The sequence below is a fragment of the Bacillus sp. UNC322MFChir4.1 genome, assembly GCF_000746135.1.
Taxonomy (GTDB): domain Bacteria; phylum Bacillota; class Bacilli; order Bacillales; family Bacillaceae_G; genus Bacillus_A.
Genome location: NZ_JQKQ01000012.1, coordinates 119,860 through 134,098 on the forward strand (window position 1 = coordinate 119,860; position 14,239 = coordinate 134,098).

The following is a 14,239-nucleotide window of genomic DNA, read 5'->3' on the forward strand; positions in this document are numbered from 1 at the left end:
TCACGGCCCCCAATAACGGTTACGATAAGACAATTGAACAGAAGACCCATTTGTAGTATTTGACATTTCTATTCGTATACTGTTTTGCCCATCTTGAAGCGCCCATAATGATGAATCGTCTGTAAGTGTACTATATAAATTTGTTCCATCATTCTTTATAACTGTTTTCACATAAGGCATCGTATTAATAATAAGAGACTCTCCTACTTCAAGTGATGTTTCAAGATGTGTTATTTCACCTGTTGTCATATTCCGCAAAACAATGTTTTCACCTGGTCCCTTAACAATCCATTCTGGCCATGTTTCCACATCTCCTAAATTGTTGATAGTCACATCAGCAAATACAGAAGATGAAGTTAATCGCAATGGAAGAAACGGGAAAAATGTTGCTGGTTGGCCAGGTGAAAATGTTTGAACATTTGTAGTTGTGTCATACCAAAAAGGATCAAATGCTTTTAACACCAAAACAAATCTTTCCCATATCCTGCCCGATTCTTTTATTTCAAGTCCGCCTTTGTATCGACAAACTATCTCACGTTGTGAACCATCTGGACTAATTGATTTTATTTTCCCATCGCCTTTTAATGGATTGAATATCCGTAATAACTCCCTCAACTTATTACGGATATCCATTTGAGTTTTCCCGTTTATTTCAACTGGAAAATCCATTTCACGCGCTTTCACTTTTATTTCTCTAAGTATACTTCCTGCTTGGAATGGCACTTCATCTTCAATATGTTCAATAGGCGGCATATATCGACCTGAAGGGCCAATTGAAATGGCTATATCAGCTTGATTAGTCAATATATGCTCCATTCCATATGCATCTATCCATACAATCACTTCATTAGCCATATAATAGCTCCTCTCGTTGGAGGACTTGCAATAATCGTTCTTCTGTTATATCGACGTTATTGCCATTCACAGTGATATTGTAAGTATTTCCTCCACCACCGGATTCTTCTCTGACAATTTTTCTAAGATCATCAAGAGCACCAACAAATTCAGGACGTTTCTCACCAACACCAATGACTTGTGGACCATAGAAAACACCACCTTTATCATACCAATCTACATCCAAGCTCGGCATAGCACTGATCCAATCAACTGGATTAGGAGACCAGTTCTTTATTTTAAAATGTGGTGTTTTGATGTCAGGAAGTTTTAAAGTCAAATTGCTAAAGAATGACTTTATTTCATCGACCAAATTTCTAACAATATTTTTGGCTGTTTCAATCGGGCTTGTTATTGCTGATTTTACATTATTAAAAATTCGCACCGCATCATCGAGAATATTTCCAAAATTTGAACGTGCTGCATTTACAAAAGTGCTTATAATATTACCGATTGTATCGACTGTGGCTCGCCAAATACTAGAACCTGTTTCGCGGAAATAACCAAACAAATTCACGATATTATTTAAAAAATCATCAAAAGTTTGTTTGGCTAGTCCACCAAAAGATTTAAATAAACCTATGCCACCTTCAATAAATGCTTTGATTCCACCAATCAATTTTCCAAGCATAATTAAGTTGAATAAATTCCAAAGGAATTCAAGTGCTCCGAAAAATAGTTGTTTTATTCCTTCCCACATCATATTCCAATCTCCAGTAAACAAACCTGTAAAAATCTGCACAATTCCAAGAATAATGTCTAGAGCCCCCTGAATTACACCCTTCACATTCTCCCATACACTTTGAATAATAAATAAAATTACAGGTGCCAAAAATCCGATAATACTAGCTATTAAAGAAAAAGCATTTTGAACCGCTTGGACAATTTGATCACCGTGTGCCTTCCAAAATTCAGATAGTTGCGCTAGCAAACCCTTAATGAATTCAAAAGCTTGAGATAGAATTGGAACCGCAATACTGAGTACCACATTAAAAATTCGAACGAAAGATTCACCTAAATTACCTTCACCACTGAACAGCCCTGTAACAAATCCTACCCAACTTGAAAAAAATCCACTTACCGCGTTTTTTATTCCTTCCACGACTGAAACGACTATTTGAATCGTTTCCGGTGATAAACCGAGCCCAGCAAGCAGACCTACACCTTTACCTTCATTACCCATAAATAATTCAAAAACGCCCTGTATCGCATCTTTTGCCATGCCCATGGCACCTTGCATCAAAGTTACCCCATCGCGAATTGCAAAGAAGAACTTCATGATTAGAAGTCCATTTTCTTGGCCAAATGCTTTGGTTATTGTGTCGGCAAAACCAACCGTATCACCCTTTATTAACTGCATGGCACCATCAAGAATAGGAAGTGCTGCTTCCATTCCTTTTTTTAGATTTTCAAATAAAGGTTTTGAAAGTTCCGCGGATAAAATCTTCAAGTTATCTTTAATTGTTGAGAGCATACCATTGAATGTGTGAGATTGTTTTTCCATTGCCCCGCCAAATTTCTTCCCTAGCTGATCGGTCAATTGTGGAAGAACATCTTTTGCGAAAAGTTGACCGTTCTCACTCATTTTCATGATTTCTTGTACACTTTTCCCTTGAGCATCCGCAACCATTTTCCATGCTGGGATTCCACGTTCCGCCAACTGGTTCATTTCTTCAGCTGATATTTTCCCCTTAGAAGCCATTTGGAAAATAGCCATTGAAATACCCTCTAGTTCTGCTTGACCGCCACCTACAGCGGAAACAGCATCCCCCACGTTTGTAAGGGTCTTGAAAAGGTTATCCCCTTCATATCCCGCCATATTCAGAAGCTTGGCCGCCTTGTCCAATCCTTCGAATTCAAAAGGAGTTTTTGCTCCCATGACTTGTAATTCTTTTAAAGTTTTGGCTGCTGCTTCCTGGCTTCCGAGTATAGTCTCCCATGCAATTTGTGACTGCTCCATCATAGCGTTGTATTCGACGCCAACTTTTCCTACAACACCAATCAAAGCCGTAACTGCTAATACTGCCGCGCCGGCTGCCTTACCCACAACCCCCATAGCTGAAGATGCGGAACCGGAGATACTATCAAAGGCTTTTTTTGTCGCTTGGCTGGCATGATCTCTAGCCGATAAAATAATTTCAACTGTATTATTTCTTGCCATAAGTACCTCCTTTCTTGTTCCGATTCGCTTGGTATTGGTTAATGGTGCTTTGAATTAATTCAAACGCTTCTGCATAAACTGCTGGTTGATCCAAATAACCACCTTCATAGGGCAAACAGTGAAATTCTTTACACATAAGATAGACTCGCAAATATTCATTAGAAAAAGAGCGATTACCCATCATTTGAGTAATCGCCCCTACTAGTTTTTTCTTTCTGTTAAATTCAGTTCATTCATTTTATTGATCTCTTTCGAAATCAAATCAAATATTTCATCATTCAGTTCTTTAACTGTTTCAATTGTGATTTCTTCTTGTTCGCTCCAAGATCTAATAGCTTGAGACAATTTGTAATATTCTACTTGCTGCACTTTTCCGATTACCCCAATCATTTCAGCCGGGATATCATCTTTATTTTGCAATTTCATTTTTTTTATTGCTTCACTATCCATATCCGCAAACATATTCGATAGTTGGCTACTGATATGATCTTTTGCGCCTTTGCTTAAAAATTGTAATTCTACCCATCCACCTTCAAAATCTACTCTTTTTGTTGGTTTATTTTTCGCAAATAAAGACATACTTAGTTCCTCCTCTTTAATAACTCGCTTTACTGTTAACTAAAGTAATTTTCATAGCAAACGTACTTGTTTGATCATATTTTGCTGAACCATCTACTTGAGCAATAAGTGATCCAGCACCATCCACATTGATTGGATAAGCTGCAAAACGGAATTTAGGAATCTCAACCGTTAATTTATAATTGTTTGCTCCCGAAATGACTCCACCGACCAATTCAATTTTAAGAGGTACTTCATTTTGCGCTCGGAACTTATTGTAATCGGTCATATTTTGTAATTCTGCGGAAAATTTCACAGGGAATGTTCGCACTCCGTTTCTTAAAATGCGAGAAACTTCCCTTGTACCATCTAACGATCCACGAGCTTCTAATTCATTACTGATACCAAATTCAATCGTTGTTACGTCTTTATTAACCGTTCCGTCCAATGTAATTGTAGCTTGATTCCACAAAAACGGATTCGTTGCTTCTAAGCTTGGTACAGTTTTTGTAATTAAAGCTAATTTTCTAGCAAGAATAGAAGCTGAACCTTGCATGATTTTGTTATCTGTCCCGAAATTCAAAGTTAGTTCATTCACAACTGCACCAGCATATTGAAATGCTTGTTCTAAATCGCGGTTTACTTCCAAAGTATAAGAAGGAAGAGCGCACACATTTGAGAAATTTGATTGTAACGGTGTAAAAACATGCTGATATACTCCTGCAGTCACTGTCGTTGTTGTCGGTGCTCCAAATGCTGAACGTAGCATATGACCTAACATGTTCGGGTACACATCAAAAGAAATATCACCAGAAATGTTATGAGCACCTTCATACGTCGCCCCTTCGTCAAAGACTCCGGTAATATTTTCAGAAATAACTTGTTCAATTTCCTCTGTTATTCCCTCTGAAGCAAAACGAATGTAGTCTGTTGCTGCAACAGGAGTTCCCCATGCTGTCTCTTTCCCTAAACCTATATGACTTAGTGAACCATACGGCATTACTCTTCACCGTCCTTTTTTTCTACATTTCGGTGTTTTTTCTCAACAAAAAGCCCGGTTGCATAAAGTGTTTCGTTAAAGTCCACTTCATCACCGGGCTTATATACACCATGCTGAGGAATAACTCTTTCTTCCTCACCAATATATTTCATTTTTTTAGTCATTAAGGATTCACTCCTCTGTAGTTGTTACTAATTGCAACTCTGCAACTAAATTAGGATTATTTTGCTCTAACAGAGCATATATCTCGCCTGCGCTGATTGTGCTATATAAACATGATCCACCTAAGTTCATATCGTTACGGAATTGCTTAATTGTTTTTACGGCTAAATTTCTCACTTCTGTTTGTGGCAATTGAATATCGCTCGTTTGAATAGGTATATAGACACGAATTGTCCAACGCCAATCCACAGAAGAGCGTCTTGTTGTTGCCTCGATTTGACTAAATCCATCAAAATATACCGTTGCTGCCGGTAATATACTCATTTCCTGTGGTTCATGATCAAACGCTTGTTGTATCCCTGGAACTTTTTCTAAAACTTCTTTTATTTTGACGGCCATTACATTTAAATCAACCATTTTGCAACTCCTCTAATGCTTCTCGAACGCCTTGTGAAAATAGACTCTCAATTGTTCCGGAATTCTCCATATCGTTCACAGTTCCCTCAAGATATTTGTAAGCTTTTATCCCCGGGTGACGCACTTTTCGAACAGGACGTTTTAATCCAGGAAACCACAACTTTTTACCCTTTCTACCCTTAATTATGTGAGGTTTCGCCCCGCCTTCAAGGATATGTCCGACAAAATATCGTGAGCCGATAATAGATTTATCTTTAGCCGTTTTTCCTCGAATACTTTTCGCAAATGAGCCTGTTCGAACCAATCCTAATGAACGAATCTTATTTCGAACTTCTTTTGGTACTTGCCGTGTAATAAGCTTCATACCAGATTTAATAGCTTTAGGTGCAATTTCTTCATTGTGATTGATAAGATTTTGTAGACCAGGACTAATATTTACTTTCGCTTGTATTTCTGGCATACCTACACCACCTTTTTATAAGGTTGCACCAATGCCTTTACTTGTGCCGGAAGAGCTTCTGGACGGAATACAAATCCCTCTTGGAATGTAGTCGAAAAACTAGCAATATCCGCTTTGAAATAAGACATAACTAAGTGCTTGCATGCTAGTTCTAAGTCATTTGGAATGGTGCTGTATCCGGCAACATATGTTACCACAACGTTAATATCTCCTTGTGGCCAAATAGAGTTTGTTCGAATTAACGTTCCATTACTTTTTTTCACTTTGTACTGATCAGAAGACAATAAAATACCATCCACAGTGACTGAATCAACAGATTTCACAGGATATTGCTGAAGATGTAAGTATTTTAATCCATTTCCATCATATTCTTCTTCAGAATACGTCTGCTCTTTGAATTTTCTTTTACAATGGTTCTCGATTGCGATAGAACAAGAGTTAATTAAATCTTCAAGCCGTGAATCATCGGTATTTTGACCCGAATTAATTTTCAAGTACGATTTTATCGCTTCAAGATTTGTTAAAGCATTGGATGAAAGAGGCATTATTCATCACTATCCTGTTTTTTCTTTTTCACCCTTGAACTTTTTGGCTGCTCTGCCTGTTTATGTTCAATTACACTTACTTTCTCCTCATATAATTCAGCAAGCCCATGTTCTTGCCACGCAATTGCAACTTCTTCATTCACTTCCACAATATCACCAGGAACATAAGAGAAATCACTTGCTGCTAAACTTGTCTTCATCTTTACTTTCGGCATAAAAGGAACCTCCTCATATAAAAATAAGAAGCGCCATAAGACGCTTCTCATCAAGTTGCTGAGTTTGCATAATATTTAATCGGTCCTTGTCCAGCATCTACTAAGAATCCATCTTGACGGCTGAATGCTACAAATCCGATTTGTCCGCTTTCAATGTATTTTTCAGAAATACGAACAATCATTAGATCCATTACGTCACGAATGAAATAGTTAGCGAAGTCTCCAAACAAGATAGATTTAGCATTTGCCGCCATGTCTGCCATGTCCGTATTAATGATATATGGTTTGCCAAGGATTTTATCCGGTTCAGACGCAACCAAACCTGGCTGCCATAAAGGTGCACCTGTAGAATCTTTTAGCTTACGGATTGCTTTCAATGTATTATCATTAAACATCCATTCTCCATTTGTTCGATATAAAGGGTTTACAGAGTGTTGAAGGTCTACTAAATCATCATACGTAATAGAAGTTGTTTGACCTGTTGCACCTGTTTTACCAAGAACTGCATCTGTAACAACTCCTCTCGGCTGGGAAGAGCCTGTACCAGTTGTGAAATGCAGATTCAAAATACGTCCAATACGTTCGGTAATTTTTTGACGAATGTATGCTTCCACATCAAAAGCGGAATCTTGAAGTAACTCAATAGGAATTAAAAATGTTTTAGATGTATATTTGTAGGCTTTTAAAATCTTTTGTGCGAAAACAGGATCAGTTGCATTTCCTGCCGCTGCGTTCTCACCAACGATTGCTCCCATATTGCTTGTATCATCATTCATTGGAATTGGTAAGTCATTCCCTGCCGCTGTACGTAACACAGTTGCACGAGATTGACGCATACCACCGAAAGGCTTCATTGCTTGAATAATTTGATTATAAAAACCTTGTGGAACAGTGAATCCACCCGCTGCACCTGTTACAGCTGATAGCGCACGAGTTTCTAATGTTTGACGGCCAGCATTTAAAATAGAACGTTGTTCTTCACTTAATTCTTGAGCTCCAAATTTCAACCAGCCGTTAAAAGCTTCACGGTATTCTTCTGTGTCAAGTGGCGCTTGTTCACGTCGTTCAGAATTGTTGGTTGCTTGTTCTCTTTTCTCAAATGCCGCTTGTTCCATTTGTGCTCGTTGTTCTTCCATACGTTTTTCACGATTGATTGTTTCCGTTAGACCGTCCATTTCTTTTGTGATACGGTCGTACTCTTGCTGCTCTTCTCCTGTAAGAGAACGCTGCTCTTCCACAGATTTATCATGAATTCCTTTTGCTTGTTCCCACAAATTCGCTCGTTTTTGTAATAACTCTACGATTTTAGCCAATTGAAACACTCCTTAGAATTTATATTTTAAAAGCTGTAATTCTCTTTCTCTTTGTTCCGCAAAAACACTAGTCATATCTTGTTGCTTGCCTTCCACAAATACCTTATACGGATCGTAACTTCTAGCTGACACTTGACTATCTGGATAAGCTGGAAAAGCAACCGGACTAATCTCCGCTAACTTTGCTTTTGTCACACTTCTTACGATGTTATCTGGATCACTTTCATCCCATTCTTCTTTAACCATTTGGAAACCAAAAGAAACGCCATCAACATCACCGCGTTTAATCGTTTCATATGTGTCATTTCCCAATGTCGTACTTGGTAAATCAAGTTCAAAACGTAACCCAATATCATCTTCAAACAGTCGAAGCGTACCATTTTTTGTTCTACCTAATACTCTTGAAGTATCATGACTCCATAGCGCTAATTGATCATCTTGTGTAAGGGATTCCGTAAAAGCACCGCGAGTAAATTGCTCTTTAAATCTGCGCCAATACCCCATAGTTACAGATTTCATTTCCCATTTCACCGCGTATCCTGTGATAGTCCGTGAACCGCCATCATTCTCGCGAATTTCTATATTACTGCCCGTTTGTTCCCTCAGTTCCGTTTTGTTCACCGTTATCACCCCCTTCATTTGGTACTGTATTTTTGTCTACAACAGACTCTTTGGTTAATCCAATCTGATCAACAGCAATCATTGCTGAATTGACAAGATATTTTTTACCTTGTCCTCCTTCTTGTGGGTTCATATTCTCAATTTCTCGCCATTCATCAGCATTGATTATGCCGTTTTGCCTTTGAATTTGGAGTGCTTCTGATCGTGTTTTGATATCACCTCGAAGCAATCCATCCACTAAAAACTCAACAAAAAAACTCCGTTTCTCAGTATCAGAAAGGAGTTTCCTGCGTATCTCTTGTTCCCAGCGCACAAGCCACGGGCGGATTGTGTGTACAACAAATTCAATTGATTGATGTTCTATATTACTGAACGTTGCTCGTTCCAAATCCGCGAGTAAATGCGGTGGAACTCTAAACATTCTCGCAATTTCTGTGATTTGAAACTTACGTGTTTCAAGAAATTGACTATCTTCAGGTGGTAACCCAATTTGTTTATACGTCAATCCTTCTTCAAGAATGGCTATTCTATGTTGTTTCTCCAACCCTTGGTGCATTTCGTTCCAACTTGTACGTAATCGTTTTTGAGCATCTTCTGATAAATTGTTAGGATGTTCTAACACGCCACCTGGTCTTGCGCCATTTCCAAAGAAACTTGCTCCATATTTCTCTGTTGCAATGGCTAATCCAATCGCTTCACGGTTCATTTTTATGACAGAATACCCTTGAATCCCATCAAATCCAAGACCAGGAACATGTAAAATCCGCCAAGCTGGCAATGTAACCATTTCATTTGTTCTTGGTCGAATAGTATGATACCAAATAGAACCATCAGCGGCTCGCTCAACCCATGTTTGACTTGGCGAAAGTGGCCATAAGGCCCTCACTCTCCCTAAATCATCCCATTCAATCTCAGCATAGGCATTTCCCCACGTAACCGCATGTCCCATAAGCGTTTCAACGAATGTGAATGACGACATTTCCGGATTTGGTTCGTCATGTAAGATTTTATACAACGGATGATTAGGTGCTCGTTCTTTACCAGTATCTTTTCTTCGTTTGTACGTAATAAGTGGCAAAGAAGCTACTGTTTCAGAGATTATTCTTACACATGCAAAGACTGCAGTGTTATTAAGTGCCGTCAATTCATTCACTTTTACCCCAGAAAGAGATGGATTTCCACCAGTTAACCAATCAACAAACCACTGACTCGGATTAGATAACCCACTTGTCGCTGAACGTTTTTCGAAAAACTTACTAATGAACGGAATTTTAATAATAATCACCTCACTTTCTATAAGAATGTGATTCCTCTTTCCTCATAAACACTCTTCTTACTAAATTGAAGTACCATCGCCCTTGCATGTGAGTTGATTGCTGCCGCTGCTGGATCGATTCTCTCGATTGATTTTGATTTATCCAAGCGAATATTATCACTCGGATCTGCTCGAGTCACAGCATTACCCATTGCCCAAGTTAAAACCGGACTATCATCATGCTCCAACTCTTTTTTATATACTCGTTCACGGAAATCTTTTGTAGGCTCCGCAAGTGTTTTAAGAGTTTGCCCAATTTCAACAACCGTGTAACCCTCATTTTCCATATCAATCATGAACTGAGTTGCATTCCAAGGGTCTACACAAATTTCTTTTATAATTAGATCATAGGTGGCTTCTTTTTCTTGAATATAAGACTTTATGAAAGAATAATCGACTACAGCACCAGGTGTGGAAGTAATCCAGCCTTGCTTTTCCCATAATTGATAATGTGCTTTATCAGTTTTTGCCTTTTCTGCAATGGTATCTTCCGGCATAAAGCTGTGATTTTTATTTAAATATTTACTTTCTTTTTGCGTCTCAAAATTAACACTTGTTAAATCAATTTTTGCGGAAAGGTCAACACCTATAATGACTTCTTGACCGCGGAATTCTTCCCAATCGATTACACGGCCACAAGCTGCCCACTTCGCCATATCCATATAACCGTTGTCTTTTTTGTCCACCCAGATGTTCATGTTTTTTGTTAAGAATGAACGCATTTTTTCTGGTTGTTCCAGGGCAACTTTTAATTCAGATCGGATTGACTCAATACCTTCAGGATATGTGGCCACAATCGGATTCGCTTTAATCCAAACGCTCTCATCTTTGATATCATCATCTTTATCCAGTTCACAAATAAGAACAAAATAATCATCATTTTCAGTGTTGATATTAGGGTCAAGGATTTTACTTACATACTGATATTCTTTGTAGCATGGTCGCGACAAATCAAACCCTGCTGTTGTAATAACAACCATCAGCGGGCTTTTTCTTGCCACCATACCAGAAATAAGAACATCGTAAATCTCACTTGTTTCGTGAGCATGGTACTCATCCACAATTCCAACTGATGGGTTTTTACCATCACCAAGCTTTCTTGCTTCTTTGGAAAGTGGTTGAATAATTGAGTTTGTTTTATACCGCTTGATTTTACCGTATGCATCGGTATACGTACCTTGCAATATCTCAGCATTTTGAATTTGTTCGTGAATTGCATCATATACCTCTGCAGATTGATCTCGTGACCACCCTGCAATGTATACACGATGTTTTTCATCTGTTAAGAACGTTTCATACGTTGCGATCAGTGCAAGGAATTGAGATTTTGCATTTTTACGTGCAAGCTGTATATAAACTTTACGAAAACGACGAGCATTATTACTTTTCTTATAAAATCCAAATATATTAGCGGCCATAAACAACTGAAAATCAGTTAGAATAATTGGTTGTCCTGGTAAAATACCTTCCAAATGTATGAATTGTTTGGCCCATTCGTTAAAGTCTTCAACTACATCAGCATCAAAATAGTAAGGGGATTCTTCCTTTTCAAGCGCAAAAATGTCATCGATAAAACGCTGTGCTGCCCATTTGTGCTTTTTACAAGCAACGATTTTACCTTCTACAATATCGTGTGCATAATTCCAAACGCGATCAAATACCGACTGACTCATACCCTATCCCCAAACCTCTTTTGTCCCTCGGTCTGCTGCTTTTTCTCTGGTTCGGGAATAATTAACTTCAATCGAGATGTAATCGTCAAGCCTAAGTCACTAGCTGCCGATCTACACTCATTGAAAAGTAAATTTTTACTTCTTTGCATTTGAGAATATAATTTAAAATCGTCAGATGGTTTAGTCTTTCTTAATAGCTTTATTAAATTGACATACTGATCACGAGAATCAATATATCTTGCTAAGCTATCAACATCTAAATTACTAAATATTTTTAACCGCACCAATTCATTAGAAAGCCTCTCAAACTCTTTCTTTTGAGAGGCCGTCAAATATTTCGGAGCAACAATATTATCCGTAAAACCTTTTACGGCTTCTTCCTGCTCCTGGCGTTTTTGGATTTCGTCTTTGGTTAAATGATTCGATCTCCCTTTCCCTTGAATGACGGATAACGGCTGCCTGTTTCTTCCTGACATGATTACACCTCGCCTTCAAAAAAAATTTCAAAAACGGATTTTTTTGCGCGCAAGACTGGGGGGCGGTCTATAGGGTAGAACCCCTAGAAATCCGAATACCCCTACCCCTCGTTAACAACTATTCCTTATTCGCACAAATACCGGCTTATTTAACAACACTTGATGGTTCAGCCTTACCTTACTTACATTGCATGACCTTACTATGTAATGATTGAAGTATGCTCGTCCTTTGGTTCGATTAGTAAACTTTAAATAGATATTGATACATGATTTAATACCAGCTATAATGTCTTCACATATCTTAGCTACAACCTTAGCAATATTCTTCATAGTATCGATAACCATATCTAAGTTACTTACTGTACTCATCTCCCAAATCCTCCATCTTCTTGTACTGTCTTACGACTGTGACAGCTCACACATAATGGCTGCCAGTTCTTCTTATCCCAGAACAGTTGGTAGTTACCTTTGTGTGGTATGATATGGTCCACTATTGTAGCTATATCACCACACCTTACACAGATAGGATTGTGTGATAAGAAGTATGCTCTTGCTTTCCTCCACCTTGCACCATACCCACGTTGCGCTGCACTACCTCTATCCTTTTCATACTGCTGCTTTACTAAATGCTTGTGGTCATCACAGTACCGTTCTTTCGTTAAGTTAGAACAACGATGATGTGAGCAAGGTCTTAGTGGTTTGCTTGGCATTTATACCTCACTCCTTCCAAGATAAAAAGATTCCCTCACGCCACCTATGAACTCACACAAAGTATCAGCTCAATAAGAAGCATAAGCTTGGAGTGCTTTTAACTCCTTCCCCCTCAACAATCTCCTACGCAAACAAAGTGCATGGTGACCTATTAGAAGTGTCACTGTACGGAAACCGCGGGTACATCTTTGATAAGGGATAGATGCTTCTCCCAGGGCTTGCCCTAAGAAAAGCTTAATATCAATCTCGTTTTGAAAAATCCCCGAAAATGTCCCCAAAATTATCCCCCATTTTGTCCCCTTTTTTGTCGGAAATAAAAAAAACTCTGCCATACAGCAGAGCCAAAGAGAAAAAGATGAGCACCCTCATCATATCCAATCTATATAAACAGCACAAAAGGCTGAAATTCCATTTTACCTAATACATTTTCAAATAATCTCTAAAGCAGTTGCAATTAATCTAATCGCACTACCTTTTTTTTCATAAAAATCATCACGTTTTATCATCAATTCATTGTACACATATGAGTCTTTTACTTTCTTATCGCCCAGGTACTTCATTTTGATAATTTCACGCTGATCTTCATCTAACGAATTTAGCAACGCCCGTTCAATCTGCCGAAATTTGATTTCATGAATTTGATCATCTTTCATTTTTGGAAAAAGAACAGCGTATCCTGCTTCATTCCGTTCTTGTCTATTCTTCATCCGAACTTGCAGTGCTTTGTAGTTTTTAAGCTCCTTAACTACTAACCTGCGCATCTCTCTCTCATCGATGTCTTCAAAGAATGACATTTGTTCCATATGATACGCTTCCCCTCCATTCAAACTAACTTTCTAATACAATAACTTTTGTTATCTTTTAAGTGCCCTCCCTCCAAAATTGCTGTAAAATCTATTATTGGAAGGAGGTGGAATATATGGTAATTATAAATATGCTTGATGGTGAAAAAATTGAAATTCATGAAGATACTATCTTAGTTGGAATCAACAATGCTTCAAGAACTGATAAACTAAACGAACAAATATTTTATCTTCAGCAAATGTACATAGGTAATGTGCAAGGTGATTTTGAAAAAGAAGGTTCTGCATTAGCTACTCTAGATGAAAGATTAGGAATTGGCGGATTCCTGCTTTCACATGATATGTTTTCAATTGGTGACGACAGTGATGCAACTTTATATCTTACATCAGCTGTTAAATCTATCAGCGTAGTCTAATATTGTGCCAGCGTGCTAGCTTATGAGCTAGTACGCTATGCTCTTTTTCTAACTCCCTTAACCAATCAATACATTTATTAGTGAATTCTTGTCTTACCTTTACCTCATCCTCTGGTACAAGTATAGACACATATCCTTCAGAATCACTTTTATATTGAACATTAGAATATAAATTTCTATAATAATCGTTCATTTGCGGAATTTGTCCATCTAATGATTTAGCCCGAAATATTTCAATCATTTTCGTTTTTTCCATTTCTTATCACCCTTTATTTAAATCTAAATTTTGTTACTTCAAGATTCCAGACTTCACAAAAATATTTCTCCATGCCTTTGCAACTTGATAGTTATCTACTGATCTCGCACGTCGGCGGATGGCTTTCTGTATTTTTCGCTTCTTTAAGTTGGCCATAATCTGTGCCCCTCCTTCCTACTCAAATAGCGTTTTTGTATTAAAGCTCGAACATTTACCGAATCCGTTAATTTATAAATTACTGCT

Annotated in this window: 20 protein-coding genes; 1 reads left to right on the top strand and 19 read right to left on the bottom strand. The window is 38.0% G+C overall.

What is annotated here, in order from left to right; all coding sequences use genetic code 11:
* From BR72_RS05915 to BR72_RS06000, 17 genes are all read right to left on the bottom strand, one after another.
* Positions 1-855 carry a phage distal tail protein gene (locus tag BR72_RS05915; RefSeq protein WP_035430856.1) on the bottom strand — a complete coding sequence of 285 codons (855 nt, stop codon included), beginning with the start codon at positions 853-855 and terminating at the stop codon, positions 1-3.
* Positions 848-3,055: a tape measure protein gene (locus BR72_RS05920; protein ID WP_035430858.1), complete on the bottom strand. Its 2,208-nt coding sequence runs from the start codon at positions 3,053-3,055 to the stop codon at positions 848-850. The genes BR72_RS05915 and BR72_RS05920 overlap by 8 nt, the downstream gene beginning before the upstream one ends.
* Complete coding sequence (locus BR72_RS05925; RefSeq protein WP_035430859.1) at positions 3,042-3,239, bottom strand: hypothetical protein; 198 nt, start codon at positions 3,237-3,239, stop codon at positions 3,042-3,044. Before BR72_RS05925 ends, BR72_RS05920 begins: the two co-directional genes overlap by 14 nt.
* Positions 3,240-3,256: 17 nt before the next feature.
* A complete protein-coding gene (locus tag BR72_RS05930; protein WP_035430861.1) occupies positions 3,257-3,634 on the bottom strand; it encodes a hypothetical protein in 378 nt (125 codons plus the stop codon).
* Positions 3,635-3,650: 16 nt separating this feature from the next.
* Entirely contained in the window at positions 3,651-4,613 is a 963-nt protein-coding gene (locus BR72_RS05935) for a phage tail tube protein (protein WP_035430862.1), read from the bottom strand.
* Entirely contained in the window at positions 4,613-4,777 is a 165-nt protein-coding gene (locus tag BR72_RS26270; protein WP_156107902.1) for a hypothetical protein, read from the bottom strand. The genes BR72_RS05935 and BR72_RS26270 overlap by 1 nt, the downstream gene beginning before the upstream one ends.
* A gap of 7 nt (positions 4,778-4,784) precedes the next feature.
* A complete protein-coding gene (locus BR72_RS05940; protein WP_035430864.1) occupies positions 4,785-5,192 on the bottom strand; it encodes a hypothetical protein in 408 nt (135 codons plus the stop codon).
* Entirely contained in the window at positions 5,185-5,652 is a 468-nt protein-coding gene (locus BR72_RS05945; protein ID WP_035430866.1) for a hypothetical protein, read from the bottom strand. The genes BR72_RS05940 and BR72_RS05945 overlap by 8 nt, the downstream gene beginning before the upstream one ends.
* 2 nt (positions 5,653-5,654) lie before the next feature.
* Positions 5,655-6,197 (bottom strand): head-tail connector protein, encoded by a 543-nt coding sequence (locus BR72_RS24890; protein ID WP_051957231.1) that lies wholly within the window; start codon positions 6,195-6,197, stop codon positions 5,655-5,657.
* The gene (locus BR72_RS05955; RefSeq protein WP_035430867.1) at positions 6,197-6,412 is read right to left on the bottom strand and encodes a hypothetical protein; all 216 of its coding nucleotides are present in this window, start codon (positions 6,410-6,412) and stop codon (positions 6,197-6,199) included. The genes BR72_RS24890 and BR72_RS05955 overlap by 1 nt, the downstream gene beginning before the upstream one ends.
* 50 nt (positions 6,413-6,462) lie before the next feature.
* Complete coding sequence (locus BR72_RS05960; RefSeq protein WP_035430869.1) at positions 6,463-7,725, bottom strand: phage major capsid protein; 1,263 nt, start codon at positions 7,723-7,725, stop codon at positions 6,463-6,465.
* Between the two features lie 12 nt (positions 7,726-7,737).
* Complete coding sequence (locus BR72_RS05965; protein ID WP_035430871.1) at positions 7,738-8,346, bottom strand: HK97 family phage prohead protease; 609 nt, start codon at positions 8,344-8,346, stop codon at positions 7,738-7,740.
* Complete coding sequence (locus tag BR72_RS05970; protein ID WP_197059920.1) at positions 8,309-9,631, bottom strand: phage portal protein; 1,323 nt, start codon at positions 9,629-9,631, stop codon at positions 8,309-8,311. The genes BR72_RS05965 and BR72_RS05970 overlap by 38 nt, the downstream gene beginning before the upstream one ends.
* An 8-nt stretch (positions 9,632-9,639) precedes the next feature.
* Positions 9,640-11,334 carry a terminase large subunit gene (locus BR72_RS05975; protein WP_035430873.1) on the bottom strand — a complete coding sequence of 565 codons (1,695 nt, stop codon included), beginning with the start codon at positions 11,332-11,334 and terminating at the stop codon, positions 9,640-9,642.
* A complete protein-coding gene (locus tag BR72_RS05980) occupies positions 11,331-11,810 on the bottom strand; it encodes a phage terminase small subunit P27 family (protein WP_035430875.1) in 480 nt (159 codons plus the stop codon). Before BR72_RS05980 ends, BR72_RS05975 begins: the two co-directional genes overlap by 4 nt.
* A gap of 365 nt (positions 11,811-12,175) precedes the next feature.
* Positions 12,176-12,520, bottom strand: a complete 345-nt coding sequence (locus tag BR72_RS05990) for an HNH endonuclease (RefSeq protein WP_035430878.1) — start codon at positions 12,518-12,520, stop codon at positions 12,176-12,178.
* 429 nt (positions 12,521-12,949) lie between these two features.
* Positions 12,950-13,324 carry an ArpU family phage packaging/lysis transcriptional regulator gene (locus tag BR72_RS06000; protein WP_035430882.1) on the bottom strand — a complete coding sequence of 125 codons (375 nt, stop codon included), beginning with the start codon at positions 13,322-13,324 and terminating at the stop codon, positions 12,950-12,952.
* 116 nt (positions 13,325-13,440) lie between these two features.
* Here BR72_RS06000 and BR72_RS06005 point away from each other — a divergent pair, with 116 nt between their 5' ends.
* Positions 13,441-13,740: a hypothetical protein gene (locus tag BR72_RS06005; RefSeq protein ID WP_051957232.1), complete on the top strand. Its 300-nt coding sequence runs from the start codon at positions 13,441-13,443 to the stop codon at positions 13,738-13,740.
* Here the strand turns inward: BR72_RS06005 and BR72_RS06010 are convergent.
* Together BR72_RS06010 and BR72_RS25340 are read right to left on the bottom strand one after the other, a co-directional pair.
* A complete protein-coding gene (locus tag BR72_RS06010; RefSeq protein ID WP_035430884.1) occupies positions 13,727-13,996 on the bottom strand; it encodes a hypothetical protein in 270 nt (89 codons plus the stop codon). The two genes, BR72_RS06005 and BR72_RS06010, sit on opposite strands and share 14 nt — an antisense overlap.
* 33 nt (positions 13,997-14,029) lie before the next feature.
* Positions 14,030-14,152, bottom strand: coding sequence for a DUF3983 domain-containing protein (locus tag BR72_RS25340; protein WP_081904798.1), 123 nt, complete (start codon positions 14,150-14,152; stop codon positions 14,030-14,032).
* Positions 14,153-14,239: the final 87 nt, after the last annotated feature.

Coding starts and splice junctions, on each gene's coding strand:
- BR72_RS05935 (WP_035430862.1), bottom strand. CDS start 4,613: ATGCCGTATGGTTCACTAAGTCATATAGGTTTAGGGAAAGAGACAGCA.
- BR72_RS05990 (WP_035430878.1), bottom strand. CDS start 12,520: ATGCCAAGCAAACCACTAAGACCTTGCTCACATCATCGTTGTTCTAAC.
- BR72_RS05975 (WP_035430873.1), bottom strand. CDS start 11,334: ATGAGTCAGTCGGTATTTGATCGCGTTTGGAATTATGCACACGATATT.
- BR72_RS24890 (WP_051957231.1), bottom strand. CDS start 6,197: ATGCCTCTTTCATCCAATGCTTTAACAAATCTTGAAGCGATAAAATCG.
- BR72_RS05930 (WP_035430861.1), bottom strand. CDS start 3,634: ATGTCTTTATTTGCGAAAAATAAACCAACAAAAAGAGTAGATTTTGAA.
- BR72_RS06005 (WP_051957232.1), top strand. CDS start 13,441: ATGGTAATTATAAATATGCTTGATGGTGAAAAAATTGAAATTCATGAA.
- BR72_RS05980 (WP_035430875.1), bottom strand. CDS start 11,810: ATGTCAGGAAGAAACAGGCAGCCGTTATCCGTCATTCAAGGGAAAGGG.
- BR72_RS05915 (WP_035430856.1), bottom strand. CDS start 855: ATGGCTAATGAAGTGATTGTATGGATAGATGCATATGGAATGGAGCAT.
- BR72_RS26270 (WP_156107902.1), bottom strand. CDS start 4,777: ATGACTAAAAAAATGAAATATATTGGTGAGGAAGAAAGAGTTATTCCT.
- BR72_RS05925 (WP_035430859.1), bottom strand. CDS start 3,239: ATGATGGGTAATCGCTCTTTTTCTAATGAATATTTGCGAGTCTATCTT.
- BR72_RS05920 (WP_035430858.1), bottom strand. CDS start 3,055: ATGGCAAGAAATAATACAGTTGAAATTATTTTATCGGCTAGAGATCAT.
- BR72_RS25340 (WP_081904798.1), bottom strand. CDS start 14,152: ATGGCCAACTTAAAGAAGCGAAAAATACAGAAAGCCATCCGCCGACGT.
- BR72_RS05945 (WP_035430866.1), bottom strand. CDS start 5,652: ATGCCAGAAATACAAGCGAAAGTAAATATTAGTCCTGGTCTACAAAAT.
- BR72_RS05955 (WP_035430867.1), bottom strand. CDS start 6,412: ATGCCGAAAGTAAAGATGAAGACAAGTTTAGCAGCAAGTGATTTCTCT.
- BR72_RS05940 (WP_035430864.1), bottom strand. CDS start 5,192: ATGGTTGATTTAAATGTAATGGCCGTCAAAATAAAAGAAGTTTTAGAA.
- BR72_RS06000 (WP_035430882.1), bottom strand. CDS start 13,324: ATGGAACAAATGTCATTCTTTGAAGACATCGATGAGAGAGAGATGCGC.
- BR72_RS06010 (WP_035430884.1), bottom strand. CDS start 13,996: ATGGAAAAAACGAAAATGATTGAAATATTTCGGGCTAAATCATTAGAT.